Source organism: Bartonella sp. CL25QHWL (genome assembly GCF_042195335.1).
Taxonomy (GTDB): Bacteria; Pseudomonadota; Alphaproteobacteria; order Rhizobiales; family Rhizobiaceae; genus Bartonella.
This window is the reverse complement of the sequence record NZ_JBHIOE010000010.1, coordinates 13,604-33,392: the sequence shown is the minus strand read 5'-3', so window position 1 is coordinate 33,392 and position 19,789 is coordinate 13,604. Positions and strand designations below refer to the sequence as shown.

General features: G+C 37.1%; 16 protein-coding genes. 4 read left to right on the top strand and 12 right to left on the bottom strand.

Annotated features, from left to right (window positions below):
• Positions 1-20: 20 nt before the first annotated feature.
• The 8 genes from bamA to ACFILY_RS06815 all read right to left on the bottom strand — a co-directional run bounded on the left by bamA (position 21) and on the right by ACFILY_RS06815 (position 9,617).
• Positions 21-2,417, bottom strand: coding sequence for an outer membrane protein assembly factor BamA (bamA, locus tag ACFILY_RS06850; RefSeq protein ID WP_273790670.1), 2,397 nt, complete (start codon positions 2,415-2,417; stop codon positions 21-23).
• Between the two features lie 211 nt (positions 2,418-2,628).
• Complete coding sequence (locus ACFILY_RS06845) at positions 2,629-3,777, bottom strand: RIP metalloprotease (RefSeq protein ID WP_375637725.1); 1,149 nt, start codon at positions 3,775-3,777, stop codon at positions 2,629-2,631.
• Positions 3,778-3,792: 15 nt separating this feature from the next.
• Positions 3,793-4,608: a phosphatidate cytidylyltransferase gene (locus ACFILY_RS06840; protein ID WP_273790668.1), complete on the bottom strand. Its 816-nt coding sequence runs from the start codon at positions 4,606-4,608 to the stop codon at positions 3,793-3,795.
• Positions 4,609-5,332: 724 nt separating this feature from the next.
• The gene (gene frr / locus ACFILY_RS06835) at positions 5,333-5,893 is read right to left on the bottom strand and encodes a ribosome recycling factor (RefSeq protein ID WP_273790667.1); all 561 of its coding nucleotides are present in this window, start codon (positions 5,891-5,893) and stop codon (positions 5,333-5,335) included.
• 37 nt (positions 5,894-5,930) lie between these two features.
• Positions 5,931-6,650 (bottom strand): UMP kinase, encoded by a 720-nt coding sequence (gene pyrH / locus ACFILY_RS06830; RefSeq protein ID WP_273790666.1) that lies wholly within the window; start codon positions 6,648-6,650, stop codon positions 5,931-5,933.
• A gap of 157 nt (positions 6,651-6,807) precedes the next feature.
• Positions 6,808-7,731 carry a translation elongation factor Ts gene (gene tsf, locus ACFILY_RS06825; protein ID WP_375637726.1) on the bottom strand — a complete coding sequence of 308 codons (924 nt, stop codon included), beginning with the start codon at positions 7,729-7,731 and terminating at the stop codon, positions 6,808-6,810.
• 102 nt (positions 7,732-7,833) lie between these two features.
• Entirely contained in the window at positions 7,834-8,613 is a 780-nt protein-coding gene (gene rpsB / locus ACFILY_RS06820) for a 30S ribosomal protein S2 (RefSeq protein WP_273788135.1), read from the bottom strand.
• Between the two features lie 167 nt (positions 8,614-8,780).
• Positions 8,781-9,617: a cell envelope integrity EipB family protein gene (locus tag ACFILY_RS06815; protein WP_375637727.1), complete on the bottom strand. Its 837-nt coding sequence runs from the start codon at positions 9,615-9,617 to the stop codon at positions 8,781-8,783.
• A 145-nt stretch (positions 9,618-9,762) separates the two neighbouring features.
• Between ACFILY_RS06815 and ACFILY_RS06810 the strand changes: the two genes are divergently transcribed.
• Both ACFILY_RS06810 and ACFILY_RS06805 read left to right on the top strand, forming a co-directional pair.
• Positions 9,763-10,224, top strand: a complete 462-nt coding sequence (locus ACFILY_RS06810; protein WP_375607219.1) for a RidA family protein — start codon at positions 9,763-9,765, stop codon at positions 10,222-10,224.
• 134 nt (positions 10,225-10,358) lie between these two features.
• Positions 10,359-10,781, top strand: a complete 423-nt coding sequence (locus tag ACFILY_RS06805) for an HIT family protein (protein ID WP_273790662.1) — start codon at positions 10,359-10,361, stop codon at positions 10,779-10,781.
• Between the two features lie 7 nt (positions 10,782-10,788).
• Here the strand turns inward: ACFILY_RS06805 and clpA are convergent, their stop codons facing one another.
• Entirely contained in the window at positions 10,789-13,140 is a 2,352-nt protein-coding gene (clpA, locus tag ACFILY_RS06800; RefSeq protein WP_375637728.1) for an ATP-dependent Clp protease ATP-binding subunit ClpA, read from the bottom strand.
• 6 nt (positions 13,141-13,146) lie between these two features.
• The gene (gene clpS / locus ACFILY_RS06795) at positions 13,147-13,518 is read right to left on the bottom strand and encodes an ATP-dependent Clp protease adapter ClpS (RefSeq protein WP_273790742.1); all 372 of its coding nucleotides are present in this window, start codon (positions 13,516-13,518) and stop codon (positions 13,147-13,149) included.
• Between the two features lie 235 nt (positions 13,519-13,753).
• Between clpS and ACFILY_RS06790 the strand changes: the two genes are divergently transcribed.
• On the top strand, positions 13,754-15,103 hold the full coding sequence (locus tag ACFILY_RS06790; RefSeq protein ID WP_375637729.1) for a D-alanyl-D-alanine carboxypeptidase: 1,350 nt from the start codon (positions 13,754-13,756) through the stop codon (positions 15,101-15,103).
• Positions 15,104-15,135: 32 nt separating this feature from the next.
• Positions 15,136-15,414, top strand: coding sequence for a hypothetical protein (locus ACFILY_RS06785; RefSeq protein ID WP_273790659.1), 279 nt, complete (start codon positions 15,136-15,138; stop codon positions 15,412-15,414).
• A 1,801-nt stretch (positions 15,415-17,215) separates the two neighbouring features.
• Here ACFILY_RS06785 and ACFILY_RS06780 read toward each other — a convergent pair.
• Together ACFILY_RS06780 and ACFILY_RS06775 are read right to left on the bottom strand one after the other, a co-directional pair.
• Entirely contained in the window at positions 17,216-18,607 is a 1,392-nt protein-coding gene (locus ACFILY_RS06780; protein ID WP_375637730.1) for an L-serine ammonia-lyase, read from the bottom strand.
• Between the two features lie 341 nt (positions 18,608-18,948).
• Positions 18,949-19,638, bottom strand: a complete 690-nt coding sequence (locus ACFILY_RS06775) for a nitroreductase (protein WP_375631245.1) — start codon at positions 19,636-19,638, stop codon at positions 18,949-18,951.
• Positions 19,639-19,789: the final 151 nt, after the last annotated feature.

The window sequence follows — 19,789 nt, the reverse complement described above, 5'->3', positions numbered from 1 at the left end:
CCTTCTTAAAATCGCTCAAATCAGAACTTCGTAGAAATACCAAAGTTCAATTGTTGCAAACGATCACCTTCCTGCTTCGTTATTGGCCAAGCATAATCAAAACGCAAAGGACCAAACGGAGAATCCCACATCAAACTCACACCTGCAGATGAACGCCAAGCACTTTTGGTATTGGTAACAGACGGTTCACCCTGAAAAACGGCTTTATAATTATTGCCATAAAGCGTGGCAATATCCGCAAATAAAGCACCGCGCAACCCGAATCCTTCAGGCACAACAGGGATAGGAAACTGTACTTCAGCAGTCGCATTCATATATGTCGTTCCCCCCAAGAAATAAACCTCACCCTTACTGGAAACCTGGCGCGGACCTATTCCATTATATTTGAACCCTCGAATCATATCAGAATTTACTTTAAACATATCGAAAATACGAACACCTTCTTTGCCTACTTCATGGATATAACCACCCCCAAAGGAAAGCAAACCAACGATATCCTTCTGGTCAGAAAGAGTCTTGTACATCATCGCCTTACCCGTGGTCTTCAAGAACTTTGCACTCCCACCAAGCCCTGCATATTCCTGAAGCAGATGCACGTACCACCCATCATGGGGGGATCTCATATCATCAATCGTATTATAGGTGAAACCATAACTAATTGATGAACGTTTCCAAGGGCTGTGTTTTGCAGCTTGAACAATCGCACCAGAATATTTCCCATATAATTCTATTATGTCACCCTCTTTGTCAAAATCATACTCTCCGCCAAAATCATATTCTTCCTGCACATAAGAATAAGCTACATTAGCAGATAATTGATTATTAATAGGTAACGAAAACCGCAGCGATCCACCTGTCTGCCGTACATCATAGGCTTTATCAGCACGATAAGTACTACGAAAAACATCAACGCCAGCAGATAAACGATATCCTAAGAAATAAGGATCAACAAATGATAAATTATAATTACGAGATTTTTCTTGCCCCGCACCTAATCCTAAACGAACATATTGACCACGTCCCCCAAGATTACGTTCAGTAACAGAAACTTCAAGTGACATACCAGGACTTGTTCCCCCTGTTGTATACCCTCCAGAAAGAGAGAGATCTCCTGTTGAAGCTTCAACGACATCTATTACCAAAACAACTTGGTCAGATTGATCTGTGGGAACCATTGAAATATTAACGGCTTTGAAGAAACCTAAACTTTCTAGACGACGTTTCGCCCGCTGTAGTAAAGTTTGATTGTAAGCATCTCCTTCATTTAAATCAATCTCACGGCGAATGACGTAATCACGCGTTTTCTCATTGCCACGTATATCAATACGTTGAATATAAGCACGTGTACCCTGTTCAATATTATATAAAATTGAAATTGTATGATTTGCTAAATTACGATTTCCCCGCGGTTCAACTTTAGCAAAAGCATATCCCGAATCAGCAACTTTGTTATTAATAGTTGCAACAGACTGTTCAATATCTTCTGCACTATAAACATTACCTGGCTGGGTTTTAAGCACCCTTTTCACAGATTGAACGTCAATTCCATCAACATCACTTTCAACCTGAATATCGCTAATTTTATAGAGCGCACCCTCATCAAGAACGAAAGAAATTTTATACGTATTGCTTGCTGCATCAAAAGTTGCTTTAGAAGAGACTACACGAAAATCTGCATAACCACGGTTATAATAAAAGCGACGTAAAGCTTCTTCATCAACAGCGAGGCGCTCTTCACTGTAAACATCACCTCCCAACAACTTCGAAAAAATTCCTGAAGTTTTTGTTGAAATCACATCACGCAAACGGCGACTTCCAAAGACACTATTGCCCTTAAAAGTGATATCACCAATCTTTGTTTTTTTCCCTTCAACGACATTAAATACCACATTAACCCGCCCTTTTCCAAGGTTAATCGTTTGAACGTTAACAGTGATATTATTACGACCAAGAGTTTTATAAGCCTCACGAATTGTATTTATATCAGCAGAAAGCTTAGCAGAATTAAAAGGCTCATTCGGTTTTAAAGAAATAAACCGCTTAAGATCTGGGTCTTTAAAAGATTTATTTCCTTGAAACAATATTTGATTGACAACCTCATATTCTTTTACGAATACAACCAATTTATCACCCACCGGATTTATTTTAACATCATAAAATAAACCCAATTCGAAAAGGTTCTTCACAGCACTATCAACATCACCACTGGAAACACCTTGCCCAACCTTAATCCCCATATTGTCTCGAATCGCCTGAGAACTTACAAACTTATTCCCACGAACCTCAATAGAGCGGACTACAGACGCTTGTATTTCTCCGACCGCAGCAATTGACATAAAAACCGTTGCTGGGGCAATCATCCCCATCTTTAACACCAATACAGATGCTGCATTTAAAAACTTTGAATTCGTAGTCATTGGCTTTTTTACCTTACTCTCGTTCCTTGGACATGATGCCTTAAAAAGCTAACTGCCATAACAACCTTTTTACAGCTTTACAGCGAGACTTTTCATTCCTTAATTACTCATTATAATCTACAACGCCACAACATTTTGTAGACATGGTAAACAACCTTAAATTTGTTTTTGCTATTATTACTTAATTTATAAAGCGTTTTCCATAATTTAATTAGCTAAACCAACAAAAATAATCATTAAAAAAGACAAAGATCATAAAAAGGAGAAGAATGGAAAAACCTAAACGAAAAACAATTCCCTGAATTTTGGTAGATATTCTCCTCCCAGTAATGACCTCAATGACATGCAATAAAAGATGCCCACCGTCAAGCGGTAGAATCGGAAAAAGGTTAATAAGCCCAACACTTATTGAAAGAAAAGCTGCCAAATTCAACAAAGAGATAAAACCTATCTCGCTCACTTTCCAAGCAATTTTAACGGTTTTAGAAGGTCCACTTAGCCGACAACGATCCTCTTTTCCTCCTATTAAACGACTCATAAAAAGAACAGTTTGAGTGGCGATAAACACAGTACGGTCTGACGCTTCTCTTACAGCTGTTACAAAACCATAGCGAATATGTTTTATATAAGTTGGATCTAAATGTGCTGGATTATTTAAATCAACAGGAACACCTACACCTATCATAGCACTTCGTGTTCGATTACCAAATCCATCATCTCGCTCAACGACTTTCGGGGTAATCATCGTTGTAAAGACTCGCCCCATGCGTTCTATTTTAAACTCTATGGGTTCTCTTCCATGAAAAGCTACATAATTCATCAAATCTTCAAAGCTTTCAACCCGTCGTCCATCCATTTCAACAAAACGATCACCTAATTCCAAACCGGATTGAAGAGCAGGGCTATCTTTTACCAAAGAACCAACAACGGGCTCAATGGCTACACGACCATAGATAAAGAAAAAAAATGTTAGAATAACAACAGTAAAAAGGGCATTGAAGAAAGGACCGGCAAAAACAGTTGCTGCTTTTTTCCAAGCATGCGCACTAGCAAATGAACCATCAACAATCAGAGATGATTGGAATGATTCCGTATCGATTTTTTCCTCATCCCCAACAAATTTTACATAACCTCCTAAGGGGATAAGTGCTAAACGCCACTTCGTGCCATGCTTATCTGTATAACTCGCTATTTCTGGTCCAAATCCAAGCGAAAAAATTAACGCCTTAATACCACACCACCGACCAATGAGATAATGCCCAAATTCGTGCACAAAAATGATAATCATAATGATGAAAAGAATACTCAAACTTCTTAAAAGAAAATCACCCATAGTGACGATATGATTTAAAAGTTCCAAACGATCTTCTCCCAATTAGATCATACTAAAAAGATTAAAAGGCGCATCCATATCAGACATAAATGAACCAATTAAATAAAGAAGAAAAGCTGCCCCTACCAATCCATCTATACGATCCATAAAACCACCATGTCCAGGCAATAAAGAACTAGAATCTTTAACAGAAAACCGTCTTTTGAGCCACGATTGCCCTAAATCACTCAATTGTGAAACAATTGATAAAACAAGTGTAAGGAGTGGCACAAAAAAACTAGCTAAATTTATATCAAAAAATCCAAAAGCAACCCATATACCACCGAAAACTCCGACAAATGTACCACCAAGTGCTCCTGACCATGTTTTATTAGGAGAAAATTGTGGTGCTAATTTAGGGCCCCCTAATGCACGTCCGATAAAATAACCACCAATATCTGTTCCCCACACTATCGTAAATAAGAAAATAACAACTTGGAACCCCAACATTTCATGATCCCGTAGAAAGCATAAAGCAACAACAGGAAAAGATGCATATAAAAAACCACAAAAAACCCAACCACTCTTTTTTATAGATATAATAGCCAACACCGCAGCCAAAACGATTAAAACACAAAAAATCAACGGAGCAGATACACTCAACACTAAAAAAAAGCCAAAGATCAAGTAAAAGATACTTGCTAATATTTTTTGTAAAACACACCACTTCTCTTTAGTAATACTCATCCACTCATAAAGAACAAAACCGCCAATACACCATACAAATAAAAAAAAGAAGTTTCCTCCCAACCATGTTAGATACAACGCAATAACGCCAAAAACAAAAGCTGTCAGAATACGATAAACCAAATTAGACAAAACAACATCCAAACAATAAAAATAGAAAATACAAGCCCTGAAATTAACGCAAGAAAAATTCCCCTACGCAGTGTTTTTATCTCATACCTGTATAATTTCTCTTATAATTTATCATAAATAATTCAGTCTACTAAGATAGCGCTTATGAGACTAATAATCAATGAAAACAGCTTCAAAAATCTCAGTCAAGATTAATCCTAAATATTTTTTTAATATTTTCTCAAATATAAAATGAAAAAGCAGCTACCTCTGCCCCATACAAATTAACTAATATAGGTTTCGTATAAAAACACTTTTCTATCAACTATTCGTCATTAAAAAACGAATTACGCCACATAACATCTGCTTGATCGATCATACCCACATGTTTTATAATGAGAAATAAGAGAAAGGTTAGGCTTAATATTCTTTCCCCAACCTTCATCTTAGAATATTTGAATAATTTCTAATAATGCTTTCATTATGCAGTTTAACAAAGACGTACTCAACTAAAAGCCCACACTATGCTGTTAAATAGTGTCTTCCAGCAAAGGGCATGATTTACCACGCAGATTAAAAAATTTAAACATCTGCCCTTTCAAATCAGTCTCTCCCATATCAAAATGATAGAATACCTTCCTGCATCACACCTTGCTATCACAGAACACACCACCCCTCCTATTATCCCTAGAAACAATTTACAGGCTTGGGAGTGTAACATCCTTTTTCTAGCGACAAAACCGTCTTAAACGTGCATAATTTCAGATTCTTTTACGGCTAAAATTTTATCAATATCAGCAATAGTTTCATCTGTGAGTTTTTGAACTTTTTCAGACAAACTATGGGCTTCATCTTGTCCAATTTCACCATCTTTTTCTAACTTTTTCAAATTGTCCAAACCATCCCGACGGACATGACGTGTAGCAACACGCGCTTGCTCTGCATAGTGATGCGCAATTTTTACAAGTTCTTTACGGCGCTCTTCATTCAACTCAGGCAAAGGAATACGTAGATTCGTACCATCAGTTATGGGATTTAAACCAAGACCAGAATCGCGAATAGCGCGCTCTACAGCTCCGACCATCGTTTTATCCCATACAGAAACAGAAAGCATCCGAGGTTCGGGAACAGAAATATTAGCAACCTGATTTATATGCACAACAGAACCATAAGATTCAACGGTCAACGGCTCTAATAAACTGGCCGATGCACGTCCAGTCCGCAAACCACCTAATTCATGTTTAAAAGCCGTAATGGCACCATCCATGCGACGTTTCAGATCATCCATAATTGATGTAACATTCATATTTCTGTCTCCTTCAATTGTCCTTTGAAGCTTACCCTTATTCCGATACTATTGTAAAGCGTCCTGTTCCATTCAAGACCTTAGCCAAACCGCCTTTTTCATGAATGGAATACACAATAATCGGTACATTGTTCTCACGTGCTAAAGTGACCGCCGTTGAATCCATAACAGATAATCCCCATTGCAAAACTTCAACATGTGTTAATTGGTCAAAACGCTTAGCCGTAGGGTCTATTTTTGGATCTGCTGAATAAATACCATCAACTTGTGTTCCTTTAAGAAGGACATCCGCACCAATTTCTGCTGCACGTAAAGTAGCAGCAGAATCAGTGGTAAAAAATGGATTTCCTGTACCACCTGCAAAAATAACAACTTTTCCCTGATTCATATAAGCTATTGCTTTACGTTGCGAGAAACTTTCACAAATTTGTGGCATAGCAATCGCAGAGAGTACAACAGTTTCAACCCCTAATTTTGTCAAAGATGTTCGCAATGCTAAAGAGTTAATAGCAGTTGCAAGCATTCCCATATGATCACCTGTCACTCGGTCCCCACCATGCGAAGCAACAGCAACGCCACGAAAAATATTTCCCCCACCGATAACAACCGCAACTTCTATCCCCATTGTGCGCACTTCTGCAATATCAGCGGCAATACGGTCTACAACAGAAACATCAATGCCAAAATTCTGCCCTCCCATAAGAGCTTCACCAGAAGCCTTTAAAAGAATACGTTTATACGGAAGTGCTAATGCCATTAATAATCTCCCCAAAAGCCTATTTACTTTTTGCTTTTGACATCACGAAGGGCACCACTTTTTTCACGTGACGCCCTCTCAACAATTACATTGTTCCCCTCAGAGATTCTACAACCAACGATATGACTTTAAATCTCTGTTCAAGAGTTTGCAATAACTAGCCTTTTACAGCAGCAGCAACCTCTGCAGCAAAATCAGACTCCTCTTTTTCCACACCTTCACCTAATGCAAAACGAATAAAGCCTGTAATTTTTGCTGGAGCACCAATTGATTTCTCAGCATCCTTTAAAGCGGCCTCAACAGTTATATCAGGATTCATAACAAAAGCTTGAGAAAGCAAAACAACCTCTTCAAAAAACTTACGCATACGTCCTTCTACCATTTTTTCAATGATATTTTCAGGTTTTCCAGACTGACGTGCTTGATCTGAAAAAATTGCTTTTTCACGCTCAACAGCAGCAGCATCAACATCTTGAGCTGTAAGTGCTAATGGATTGGTTGCCGCAATATGCATCGCGACCTGCCGACCAAAAGCAAGAGCAGCTTCCTTATTTCCTGTTGTTTCAATCGCAACCAAAACACCAAGTTTTCCAAGCCCATCAGCCACACTATTGTGTATATAAGTCGCAACAACACCATTCTCAATAGACAATTTAGCGGAACGACGAAATGTCATATTTTCGCCAATTGTACCAATTGCATCTTTAATCGTAAGCTCTACAGTCTTCTCAGAGCCTGGATAAAGAGAAACAGAAACAGATTCAACATCCCCTGGGGTATCTAAGGCAGCAGTTGCTACTTTACGCACAATATCTTGGAATCCATCATTGCGTGCAACAAAATCTGTTTCAGAATTAATCTCAACTAAAACTGCATGTGAATCTCTTGATACGACTCCGATTAATCCCTCAGCTGCTGTACGACCAGCCTTTTTATCTGCTTTAGCTATTCCTTTTTTACGAAGCCAATCAACAGCAGCTTCCATATCACCATTGGTCTCTGCTAGAGCGGCTTTACAGTCCATCATACCAGCGCCAGATAATTCTCGAAGTTCTTTTACTTGTGCAGCAGTAATGCTCATATTTGCCTCTTTATTTTGTAACAGTGAAAGCGTGCAAAATCCCTCTGCACGCCTATAACTTCTTTTTTAGACAATAAAAGTACCTTAATTAGGCGTTTTATATTATTCAGAAACTTCTGAAACTGCATTTTCTTCCAAAATAGGCTCCACAGGTGCATCAACTTGAGCTCCTAAATCGATACCCATTGCTCCTTGCTGGCGTGCAATACCATCAAGAGCAGCACGGGCAAAAAGATCGCAATAAAGAGAAATTGCACGTGAAGCATCGTCATTACCTGGTATTGGATGTGTTACGTCATCGGGATCACAATTGGTATCAATAATAGCAATCACTGGAATACCTAAACGTTTTGCTTCTTGGAGTGCAATATTTTCTTTATTCGTATCGATAACAAAAATAAGATCTGGAACAGAACCCATATCTTTAATACCACCAAGCGCACGATTAAGCTTTTCACGATCACGTTCAAGATTTAAACGTTCCTTTTTGGTAAAGCCTTGCGCTTCAGCAGCAAGAATTTTATCAAGCTTCCGCAAACGATGGATCGAATTGGAAATCGTTTTCCAGTTTGTGAGCATGCCGCCAAGCCAACGTGCATTAACGTAATACTGGGCGGAACGATTCGCCGCATCTGCGATAATGTCAGATGCTTGCCGTTTCGTACCAACAAAGAGAATACGACCACCACGCGCTACAGTATCTGAAACAAGTTTAAGCGCTTGGTGTAAAAGTGGAACGGTCTGAGCAAGGTCAATAATATGGATATTATTACGCTGACCATAAATATAGGGAGTCATTTTGGGATTCCAGCGATGAGTCTGGTGACCAAAATGCACACCGGCTTCTAAAAGCTGGTGCATAGTAAAATCGGGTAGTGCCATAAATCTTATCCTTTCCGGTTCAACCTCCGCGGAAAAAGCAGAAAGACCTGCTACCGGCGGATGCTTGCTAGAATTTTCTCACAGATCATTTGCAAACACCCAGACTCCGCGTGTGGAATAGCGCAAACATACTAATATTTGATTCTTTTTCAAGTTATTTTCTTTAATCATTTAATATTTGCATTTTCACATTGATTAAGATCTTTTCCAAGTTCCAAGAATTCGAGACTGTTCAATTTTGCACGCACTGAAAAAGTTCCATAATCTATATGAAGATCACGCATGACACCATTCTCATGTAAGAGAAAACTGCTACGATAAACCGGCAAACCATCTTTATTTTCTCCATCATCAAAATAAGAAATTGTAACAGGCCAATATTCTTCTTCATCCAATTTTCTTACTTTTTCCGTTTCGCTATCAGATAAAAGCGTCTTCTTTTCCCCTATGACGATACTTTCTTTTATAACTTTATCTGCTTTATTTGTCCCATCAAATACAGTAACATTGTAAAAATGATCTCCTGCTTTTGCATGGCGGATAATATTTTTTAGTTGCATTATTGGAAATTCAGCTATTGCAAGCTTATACTCTTTTTCCTTTGGCTTTTTTAAGGTAACTGTAATACCATCTTGAGTACGCTCCGCAACCCCCTCGGCACGATGCACAACCTCTTCTCCCTCTTGATCTGTGATATTAAAACGAAATGTACGGCTGTCTCCTGTCTCATAACTCGTCGTCTGTTGATCCGTCAAACGTACTGGCATATCTTCAATGTGAACACGGCTAATGAAACGAAAACGTGTGCTATAGCCTTGGCATGCCGAACCAGTAAGCTCGTAAACCATTCGCCCTGACATCGCAGAAATTGTCATTTCATGAGAAACACTATCGAGATGAAAATCATAAATTGCTCGATGAGGCACAATAAAAATGGGCTCTTCAGCTCTCGCAGTACATAAAAAAACAATATATAAAATTATTATAAATAATGATCTAATCATTCCCAACTTCCGAACTTTATCCCCGTTGCATAACATCATACAATAAGGCAAAAAAGGCTAATTTCTCAATTAACCACACATTTTCTTAAATCAAAAAATAGATTATGCAATGAATATATTATAGAGCAGCTATGGAGTTAACATTATGACCAATATGATTGAAAAAAACTTAGAGAAGTTCGGAATCACTCTTCCTGAAGTAATCTCCCCCCTTGCCAATTACATCACCACTTCACAAAGTGGCAATCAACTCTTTATTTCTGGACAACTCCCTCTTATTAATGGAAAACCAATAGCCATCGGTAAAGTTGGTGCAACTGTGAATACCGAACAAGCCCAAAAAGCATCCGAAGCTTGCGCTCTCAATATTCTCGCGCAACTCAAGGCAACTCTGGGTGACTTAAATAAAATAAAACGTGTGGTAAAAATTACTGTTTTTGTGGCTGTAGATTCTCATTTTACCGATATTCCTTTTGTTGCCAATGGAGCTTCTAATTTATTCGTCAATATCCTTGGTGAAATTGGAAAACACGCCCGTTCTGCTATTGGTGTTGCCTCTCTTCCTATGGATGTTCCTGTAGAAGTTGAAGCCATCATAGAAATCTAAACCTTCATTAAGACAGTGCACCATCCTAAATATAACTGAAGTCAAAATACTTCTTTGTCTTACACTCTGATAAACCTTGCATTTTTTCGTTTTTAAATTAGAATCTTAAAATTACAATAAAAGGAAATATTTGTATGAAACAAGCTTACGACAATAACAATATTTTTGCTAAATTGATTCGCAATGAAATCCCTTCTGTTCGTGTCTACGAAGATGATGATGTTATTGGATTTATGGATATCATGCCACAGGCACCAGGTCATACGCTAGTCATTCCTAAAAAAGGCTCGAGAAACTTACTTGATGCGGATACTGAAACATTATTTCCTGTTATTAAAGCTGTTCAAAAAATTGCAAATGCCGTCAAAAAAGCCTTTCAGGCAGATGGCATAACTGTCATGCAATTTAATGAAGCAGCTAGTCAACAAACCGTTTATCACCTCCATTTTCATATTATACCACGTATGAAGGGAATAGAACTTACCCCTCATAATGATATGATAACACCTACAGAAATACTTGAAGAGAATGCAAAAAAAATCCGTGCTGCCTTATAACACACTCTTAAGTTGTTGAGCTTTTTTTTCCTACACGTTTTTTTGTAAAATTTTCCATTTTACTTTTCTTTGAACTTACAGATATATCGGAAGATGAAATTTCTAACTGTAAGCTTTCTTTTTTACCATTTGATTTTTGTGTCAATACGCGAACGATACCACCATTGCGTAACTTTCCAAATAAAATTTCATCAGCTAATGGCTTTTTAATATATTCTTGTATAACACGCCCTAATGGGCGTGCTCCCATCTGAGAATCATATCCTTTATTGGAAAGCCATAAAGTTGCTGAAGGGCTTAATTCAAAACAAATTCCCCGATCAGCTAATTGTGCTTCAAGCTGAAAAATAAATTTTTGCACTATCTGATTGATGATTAAATGAGATAAAGGTGCAAACGGAATAATTGCATCTAACCGATTACGAAATTCTGGTGTAAATAACCGATTGATTGCTTCTATATCCTCACCATCACGATGTACTTTCCCAAATCCAATAGCTGATTTTGCCATATCTGAAGCACCCGCATTGGTCGTCATAATCAAAATAACATTGCGGAAATCAATTTTCTTACCATTATGGTCTGTTAATCTACCATAATCCATTACCTGCAATAAAATATTAAATAACTCTGGATGCGCTTTCTCAATCTCATCTAGCAATAGAACTGCGTGAGGTTTCTGATCAACGGCATCTGTAAGGAGACCTCCTTGATCAAACCCTATATAACCTGGAGGTGCTCCGATTAAACGTGCTATCGTATGCCGTTCCATATATTCTGACATATCAAAACGCAATAATTCAATGCCTAAAGATGATGCAAGCTGTTTTGCAACTTCAGTTTTTCCTACACCTGTTGGTCCTGAAAATAAATAACTTCCTATTGGTTTATCCGGTTCGCGTAAACCTGCTCGCGCCAATTTTATGGATGAAACTAAGACGGAAATTGCCTGATCTTGACCATAAACAACATGTTTGAGTTCTCTTTCAAGCTTACTCAGTATCTTCTGATCATTCCGAGAAACTGTTTTTGGTGGAATTCTTGCAATTGTAGCAACAGTCGCTTCAATTTCTTTAACACCTATACTCTTCTTGCGTTGTTTTTGTGGCAAAAGCTTTTGCGCTGCGCCACTTTCATCAATAATATCAATTGCTTTGTCAGGTAACCTACGATCAATTATATAACGTGAAGATAATTCTACAGATGCCTTCATCGCCTGATCTGTATATTTAATCTGATGAAAATCTTCAAAGTAAGGCTTCATCCCTTGCAAAATCTTAATCGCATCTGTAACAGAAGGTTCATTAATATCAATCTTCTGAAAACGACGCTCTAAAGCACGATCTTGTTCAAAGAATTTGCGATATTCTCTATAAGTCGTCGAACCAATACATCGCATAGTTCCAGAAGATAATACAGGTTTCAAAAGATTTGCTGCATCCATATTTCCCCCTAATGTCGCTCCTGCTCCAATTAAGGTATGAATTTCATCAATAAATAAAATAGCATCGGGATACAGCTCAAACTCTTTAATAACTTGCTTTAAGCGTTCTTCAAAATCACCGCGATAACGTGTACCTGCAACAAGTCCCCCCATATCAAGAGAAAATATTGTTGCATTTGATAAAACTTCAGGCACTTGCCCATCAACAATGCGCTTTGCCAATCCCTCAATTATAGCGGTTTTCCCCACTCCAGGATCACCAACCAAAAGCGGATTGTTTTTCGACCTTCGACATAAAATCTGAATCATGCGTGAAATTTCTATTTCACGGCCAATTAATAAATCAACTTTTCCATTACGTGCTTTACAATTGAGATCAACACAATAATTCGTTAAAGCACTTGTTCCTCTTTCACCATTATCCGAAATCTGCTGATCTAATTGCTCTTCAAGTCCTTCAAGTAACATGGATAACCCATCATCACGCGTGACACCCTGTGAAATAAAACGTACAGCATCATAGCGTGTCATTCCCATCTCTTGAAGAAAATATGCTGCATGGCTTTCACGTTCAGAAAAAATTGCAACAAGAACATTTGCCCCCGATACTTCATCTTTTCCAGCCGATTGTGCATAAATCACCGCACGTTGGATAACACGCTGGAAAAAAGCTGTAGGCTTTGTATCCTCATCAGCTCTAATCTGTTCATCTAACTCTGAGCGAAGATAATTGGTTAAGCGCTCTCGCAATTCCTCCACATCTACTTGGCAAGCCTGAATAACGGAATTTGCATCGGCATCATCTAACAGCGCAAGTAGAAGATGCTCTAATGTTGCATATTCATGCCGTGCTTGAGTAGCAATTGTTAATGCACGATGCAAAACCTCTTCAAGACTAGGTGTAAAAGATGGCATAGCTCCTCACTTCCATTCCATTACACATTGTAACGGATGTTCATTTTGACGCGCACATTCTCTCACTTGTAATATTTTCATTTCAGCGACTTCATAAGTATAAGTCCCACATTCTCCTATCCCATTGTGATGAACATTTAACATTATCCGCGTTGCCTCTTCGAAACTTTTTTTAAAAAAGTTCTTCAAAACAAAAACAACAAAATCCATAGGTGTGTAATCATCATTAAGCAAAAAAACTCGACATAATTTAGGTTTTTCGAGTTTTTCTCTAGCCTTAGGCATTATAACCGCACCATGCCTACCTTCATCCCAATTCTTGCCCTTTTCATTATGCATAATATGAGCTATAGAGTTTATTATGAGCGTCTGTCCCATTATCGTTTTCCATGCAGCACATTTTTTATTAATTTTAAATTCTTTCATAACTATTGCAATACCTGTTTGTATTAGAAAAAAATTTCCCTCTATGGTTAGACTTCAATCACTCACTCATAAAATAACTTCTGTAAACAAATTAGTAATACCATTCGTCTAAATTGCATCAACAAATTACAGAAAAGGAAGCTTTATAGAAGTTTTTCAGGATAAATGGAGAAATAGGATACTGCAAGTGTATATTAATTATCAAAAAATTATGCGCTACTGTAAAACAATAGCAATTTCTTTTGTTGTGTTAGCTCTTTCTTACTGTTGGGCCTCAGCCACACCTCAAGGCGCCTATCCTGATAAGTATGCAGCTATTGTTATAGATGCTACTACGGGAAAAACTCTATTTCAAGCCAATGCAACACTGAAACGTTATCCTGCTTCTTTAACAAAAATGATGACATTGTACTTACTCTTTGAAGCTATGCAGATGCGTCGTGTGACACCCAATACACCAATTCCTGTTTCACATTATGCAGCAATGCGTCCACCGACAAAAATTGGGTTTAAAGCAGGCCAAACAATTTCTGCAGAATCAGCGGCTAAAGCACTCATTACAAGATCTGCAAATGATGTTGCTGCTGCCATTGCAGAATATCTTGGAGGTAGTGAAAAAAAATTCGCTCAAATGATGACAGCAAAAGCTCATAAACTTGGCATGAAACATACACATTTCGCAAATGCTTCAGGACTTCCGGATGTGCGCAATTATTCTACAGCACGAGATATAGCGACTTTGTCATTAGCTTTACGTAAACATTTTCCCAAACAATATAAATTGTTCAAAACAAAAAGTTTTAATTTCCGTGGACATAAAATTAACAGCCACAATAAACTTGTTAAAATAATGAAAGGTGTCGATGGAATTAAAACAGGATACACACAAATGTCAGGTTCTAATTTAGCAACTTCGATGCGTCTTGAGGGGCGCTCTATTGTCGCTGTTGTTATGGGAGGAAAATCATCTACTGCACGTGACGAGCATATGGCTAGCTTATTGAATCAATATTTGCCCAAAGCAAGCCAAATGAAAAGTGGTGAACGTTTAATAGCTTCTGTACGCTATCACTTACCCACTGGCGCCAATACTCCTATACCAACCATTAAAGATGATTTAAGTAATTTTGACGATGAAATTTCGACTATGTTGACAGCATTTGCAGAACAACCTAAAAACTCCAACATCGCAATAACGGCTGTAAATAAGGTAATTATACCAATACCGAACCCTCAAAAAACTATACCGGTTGAGACTCATAAAATTGTAACAGCCTCTTTGTCCGAAAATGCCGGATGGGCTATCCAAATAGGTTCTCTTCCTAGTGAAGAACAAGCAAAAACTCTACTTTTAAAAGCAAAAAATATAGCTTTTTCTACTTTAAAGCACGCATCTTCACATATGCAACTGTTTGAAAAGAATGGGCAGCGTTATTACCGGGCGCGCTTTACAGGGTTTCAATCAAAAAAAGCTGCATTTGATGCTTGTTCTACATTAAAGAAAGCAAATTTTAACTGCTATACTGTAGCCTACTAAAAAATTTTGAATTCTGCGTTAAGGATAGTATTATGACAGATAATGCTTTTGCTTCATTCCATAAAAAAGAAATTTTATTGAAGCAATCATCCCTCCTTTCATTGCGTTCTCTTCACGATGCTGCTGCAAAACTTACTGGTTTAAAATATAATTCGACTGCATTAGATACACAATCTCTTGTTAACCTTCTCATTTGCCAAACAATGCGCAACCGTCGTCTCATAATGCCTCCTGTACGTATTCATTTACGCGTTGCGAGCCAAACTGGTAATGTGCCTATTAAAATCCGTCTAGGAGCAACAAATATTTAATTCTACAGACCATCTCTAAAAAACTATTTTATTATTAACCATTATCTATAGCCTTAGAAAACCCTTTGATAAACATACTTTTTTCTTAAATTGTGGAATTGTTTTGACAGCTTTTCCAACTATCCAATATCTCCAAGCCTTCAATAAAACCATTGTTAAGAACATAAAAAACATCCAATATTTTTCCACTTTTGGATTTAATATAAAAAATTATCCTTGATATCTTTTTGGAAAAATGAATAGCTTCATTGGATGAAAGCTTATCATTTTAGGAATTATTCTAAACGTTCAATAAAGAAAGTCCCTCTTACTAATGCTCCCCTGACAACATAAACGCTGTAAAAAATAATCTCACTCCTCTTACTTGCATTTCTTTCAACAGACAAAGCAAATTGGAAAATAAAAATACTACCGATGAAAAAACGTAAAAGAAATTATCAGATTAAATATTATGATAACGATTTCCATAAGATTTTAATTTATAATTATAATTTATTTTTTGCATATTGAATAAGAGATTTTCGTAAAATTCTCTTATTTTCCTTCTTATATTGAATCAGTCAAAATCGTCCGCCTGCTCATCACGAGAAAGATTGGCATATAAACTATTTAAAAAAGGAATCAAATATCCCTTATGAATTATTTCAAGTACGAGGATCTTTTGTAACATTGAACGTTGAAAAAAGGATGATAGTGCTGGTTTTCTCCCTTTATAAATAAAGATGCTAATACTCTATAGATTTTATACCATTCATGGAATGACTTACATTATACTACTCATATTCAAGATGCTGATTTATAAAGATAATTCATTATTTTGCATGTTAGATGATAATCTCGAATATCGTAAGATTCTCTCATTTGAAACTTGTTTATGTTGAATTAATAAAAACCGTTCTCTTGCATGTTATGGGCGAGATTAGTGTGTGGCGTAAAACTGTACCCAAAATACTCAAAATACCTATAATGAACCATTTCAAATGCTAAGGGCTTTGATCCCTGTACGGGGGGGCTTGGCAAAGTGTGCAATCATGCCCAGCGTACTCTTTTTATTAAGCATAAAGATGGGACAGCTCAATGGATTTACCGTTATTATATCATTCACGGGTGCCATCGCGAAATGAGCTTAGGAGCATTAAGAGATATTTTTTAAACGAACTCACGAACAAGTAACACGATAATGTTCTATTGTGTGCATTCTATTCTCATGAAAATTTTTATAAATATTTCCTAATGTATACGTTATTATTTATTTTAATTTTTTTGTCGGTACAGAATTTATAAATAAAAAAGATATTCCCAATATATCTTTAATTGTTGTAAATTAGTGTTTCTTTTCAAGATATTTTTTTACCATATAGGTAGCAAAAAACTTCACTTTTAAAAAATTAAAATCTTTAAAAATCTCTCTTTATCATAATTATTCAGATTTAAAATAAATTTTCCTTGGATACTCAGGTATAATCTTCCATTACTTAAAAGATATGGCTATGGAAACTTTTTAAAACCATAAAACCCAGCTAAAAAAATAATGGTAAATTGATCACTAATTTTACTTTACGCTTTTTTATTTTTTCCATTTTAGGACAAATCAAACATATATCAACAATACGCTCTCTCCAAACTTGTATCAACAGCTACTATTCGTTAAGAAAGCACTGAGCCATCTCAAATTTATTTTAAGCATGCTGCTGAATTAATTTGGAGTTTTGATTTATAAGGAACAAAAAACATAAGCTTTATCAGGAAATATGATTCTTCTCCAAAACGTCCAGTTATGGATTGAAAAATGTTCTAGCTCTTAACAAGATATTGCATTGACTGCAAGACCACCTTTACTTGTCTCTTTATAGCGTTCACTCATATCATGACCAGTCTGGCGCATTGTTTCTATACAAGCATCAAGAGAAACAAAATGATCTCCATTACCATATAATGCAAGAGAAGAAGCCGTTACCGCCTTAACAGCTCCCATTGCATTACGCTCAATACAAGGAACTTGTACAAGACCTGCAACAGGATCACATGTCATTCCCAAATGATGTTCAAGCGCAATTTCTGCCGCATTTTCAATTTGAGCTGGTGTTCCACCTAATGCTGCGGTCAACCCTGCTGCGGCCATTGAAGATGCCGTTCCAACTTCACCTTGACACCCAACTTCTGCACCAGAAATAGAGGCATTATGTTTGATAACACCGCCTATAGCTGCTGCCGTTAATAGAAAATTATGTATTCCCTCTCGATCTGAATCATCATTAAATTGAAGATAATAACGCAAAACGGCTGGAACGACACCAGCTGCGCCATTTGTTGGTGCTGTAACAACACGACCACCTGCTGCATTTTCCTCATTGACTGCTATAGCATATACCGAAAGCCAATCATTTGCCCAAAGTGGATAATTGTGATTTTTCCTTTGATTTTCCAAAAGCGTTTCATGCAGCTTTTTAGCACGCCTTAGAACACGCAATCCACCAGGCAACTCACCTTCTTGTGAAAGACCTCTATCAATGCAATTTGTCATCGCTGAAAAAATTTCATCAAGCCCTACATCAAGAGAAGAACGCTCTATCTTTGTTTCTTCATTTAAGCGCTTCATTTCAGCAATTGAAAGTCCTGATTTTTCTGCCATTGATAACATTGTACAAGCAGAATCGAATGGATATGGTACCTCAAATGTTTCTGGTTGTATATTATCATTCATATGGCTTAATTCATCCTCAGTCACAACAAAGCCACCACCGATAGAATAATAAATCTGCCGCAACAGAACATTCCCATCAGTATTAAGTCCTTCAAAGGCTAGTCCATTTGTATGTCCAGGGAGGATTTGCTTTCGTTCAAAAATAAGATCACATTGCACATCAAACTGATAAGCGGGATGGCCTTCTGGTTGCACTTTTTTTTCACGTATAACTTTTTCTAACAGAAACCCCATGCTATCAGGATCAACAGTAGAAGCTTTTTCTCCTAAAAGTCCTAATATGATAGCCCTATCTGTTGCATGACCAATACCCGTGAAAGCTAACGAACCATAAAGATAAACACGTATACGAGAAACTTGAATATCAGACGACTGAGAAAAATCTCCTATCTTTTGCAAAAACATATTAGCAGCTGTCATCGGTCCCATCGTATGTGAGCTAGAAGGACCAATCCCAATTTTAAAAAGTTCAAAAACAGATAGAAACACGTATCACCTCAAAACTATAGTACAGTTTGAGCATATATGCTTTTTCATAACGTTTCTCCCGTTTAAAATCAAATTGCGAGATAAACTAAAAAAATAACAGCAATAAACACGAATGTCGCTCGTCTTGCTACCACCCAACACTTTCTTTCTATAGTGTTTTCCATTAGCCAACCTTCAAAACGGGCAATGCCCCTAGAGTCACCACTCCTAATGTTCCAAGCGTAGTAAAATAAGTGTTAATATGCAATATTAAAATTCAATAAGGATGAGAAATCTTATCGGGAATATTTTTCATAATGCACTAAGTTCTTCAAAACGTATGCTTAATTGTATGAAATATTTTATGGGTATGTTTCAATGAAACGTACAAAGTTTTCTAACGATTCTCGTTCTGTCTCAAACTTGTTTTCTGGAGCACTCATATCGCGATAACCAAGTGCCATACCACAGATAATATGGCGATCAGAAGGAATAGATAAAAGCGTACGAATCTGTTTATGATAATCAGCAAAAGCAGCTTGAGGACAGGTATCTAATCCAAATCCACGTGCAGCTAACATAATGGTCTGCATAAACATACCCAAATCAAGCCAACTCCCCATTTCCATGTCGTGATCCATTGTAAATAAGAGTCCTACAGGTGCATCAAAAAATAAAAAATTTCGCGCCTTTTGATGAAGTATTTTTTCTTTATCTCCTTTTTGAATTCCAAGACTCTGATAAAGATCCAAACCAACTTTTCGACGCCTTGAAATATAAGGCTCACGCCACTGACGTGGATAATAACTATATTCACGCTCTCCTTTTACACCTGAAAGCACAAGTTGTGAAAGCTCTTGCCCTACTTTCTGTAATACACTTCCTGTAAGCACAATTACTTGCCATGGCTGAATATTTGTTCCAGATGGTGCACGTGCTGCAAGTTTTAAGATTTCTTTGATTGTTTCCAAACTAACTGGCTGATCAGTAAAAGCGCGAATTGACTTTCGTGACAAAATAGATTGAAAAACACTCATAGGAGAAACTGTCATTGTTTTTACTTTCTTTATGAAAAATAATTTTTTCTTATCAAGGACAATATACTGCGAAAATACCTTTGCAGCTTTTTCAAACACTCTATTTCTTTAAATGACTTACACATTTCACGCAGTGTTAAATATCCCCCTTAGAGATAGTATAACC

What these genes read in the sequence shown, in the direction of transcription:
- ACFILY_RS06775 (WP_375631245.1), bottom strand. Translation starts at nt 19,638, where the DNA reads ATGACAGTTTCTCCTATGAGTGTTTTTCAATCTATTTTGTCACGAAAG.
- rpsB (WP_273788135.1), bottom strand. Translation starts at nt 8,613, where the DNA reads ATGGCACTACCCGATTTTACTATGCACCAGCTTTTAGAAGCCGGTGTG.
- clpA (WP_375637728.1), bottom strand. Translation starts at nt 13,140, where the DNA reads ATGCCATCTTTTACACCTAGTCTTGAAGAGGTTTTGCATCGTGCATTA.
- frr (WP_273790667.1), bottom strand. Translation starts at nt 5,893, where the DNA reads ATGAATGTTACATCAATTATGGATGATCTGAAACGTCGCATGGATGGT.
- ACFILY_RS06815 (WP_375637727.1), bottom strand. Translation starts at nt 9,617, where the DNA reads ATGATTAGATCATTATTTATAATAATTTTATATATTGTTTTTTTATGT.
- tsf (WP_375637726.1), bottom strand. Translation starts at nt 7,731, where the DNA reads ATGAGCATTACTGCTGCACAAGTAAAAGAACTTCGAGAATTATCTGGC.
- pyrH (WP_273790666.1), bottom strand. Translation starts at nt 6,650, where the DNA reads ATGGCATTAGCACTTCCGTATAAACGTATTCTTTTAAAGGCTTCTGGT.
- ACFILY_RS06785 (WP_273790659.1), top strand. Translation starts at nt 15,136, where the DNA reads ATGACAGATAATGCTTTTGCTTCATTCCATAAAAAAGAAATTTTATTG.
- clpS (WP_273790742.1), bottom strand. Translation starts at nt 13,518, where the DNA reads ATGGGACAGACGCTCATAATAAACTCTATAGCTCATATTATGCATAAT.
- bamA (WP_273790670.1), bottom strand. Translation starts at nt 2,417, where the DNA reads ATGACTACGAATTCAAAGTTTTTAAATGCAGCATCTGTATTGGTGTTA.
- ACFILY_RS06810 (WP_375607219.1), top strand. Translation starts at nt 9,763, where the DNA reads ATGACCAATATGATTGAAAAAAACTTAGAGAAGTTCGGAATCACTCTT.
- ACFILY_RS06805 (WP_273790662.1), top strand. Translation starts at nt 10,359, where the DNA reads ATGAAACAAGCTTACGACAATAACAATATTTTTGCTAAATTGATTCGC.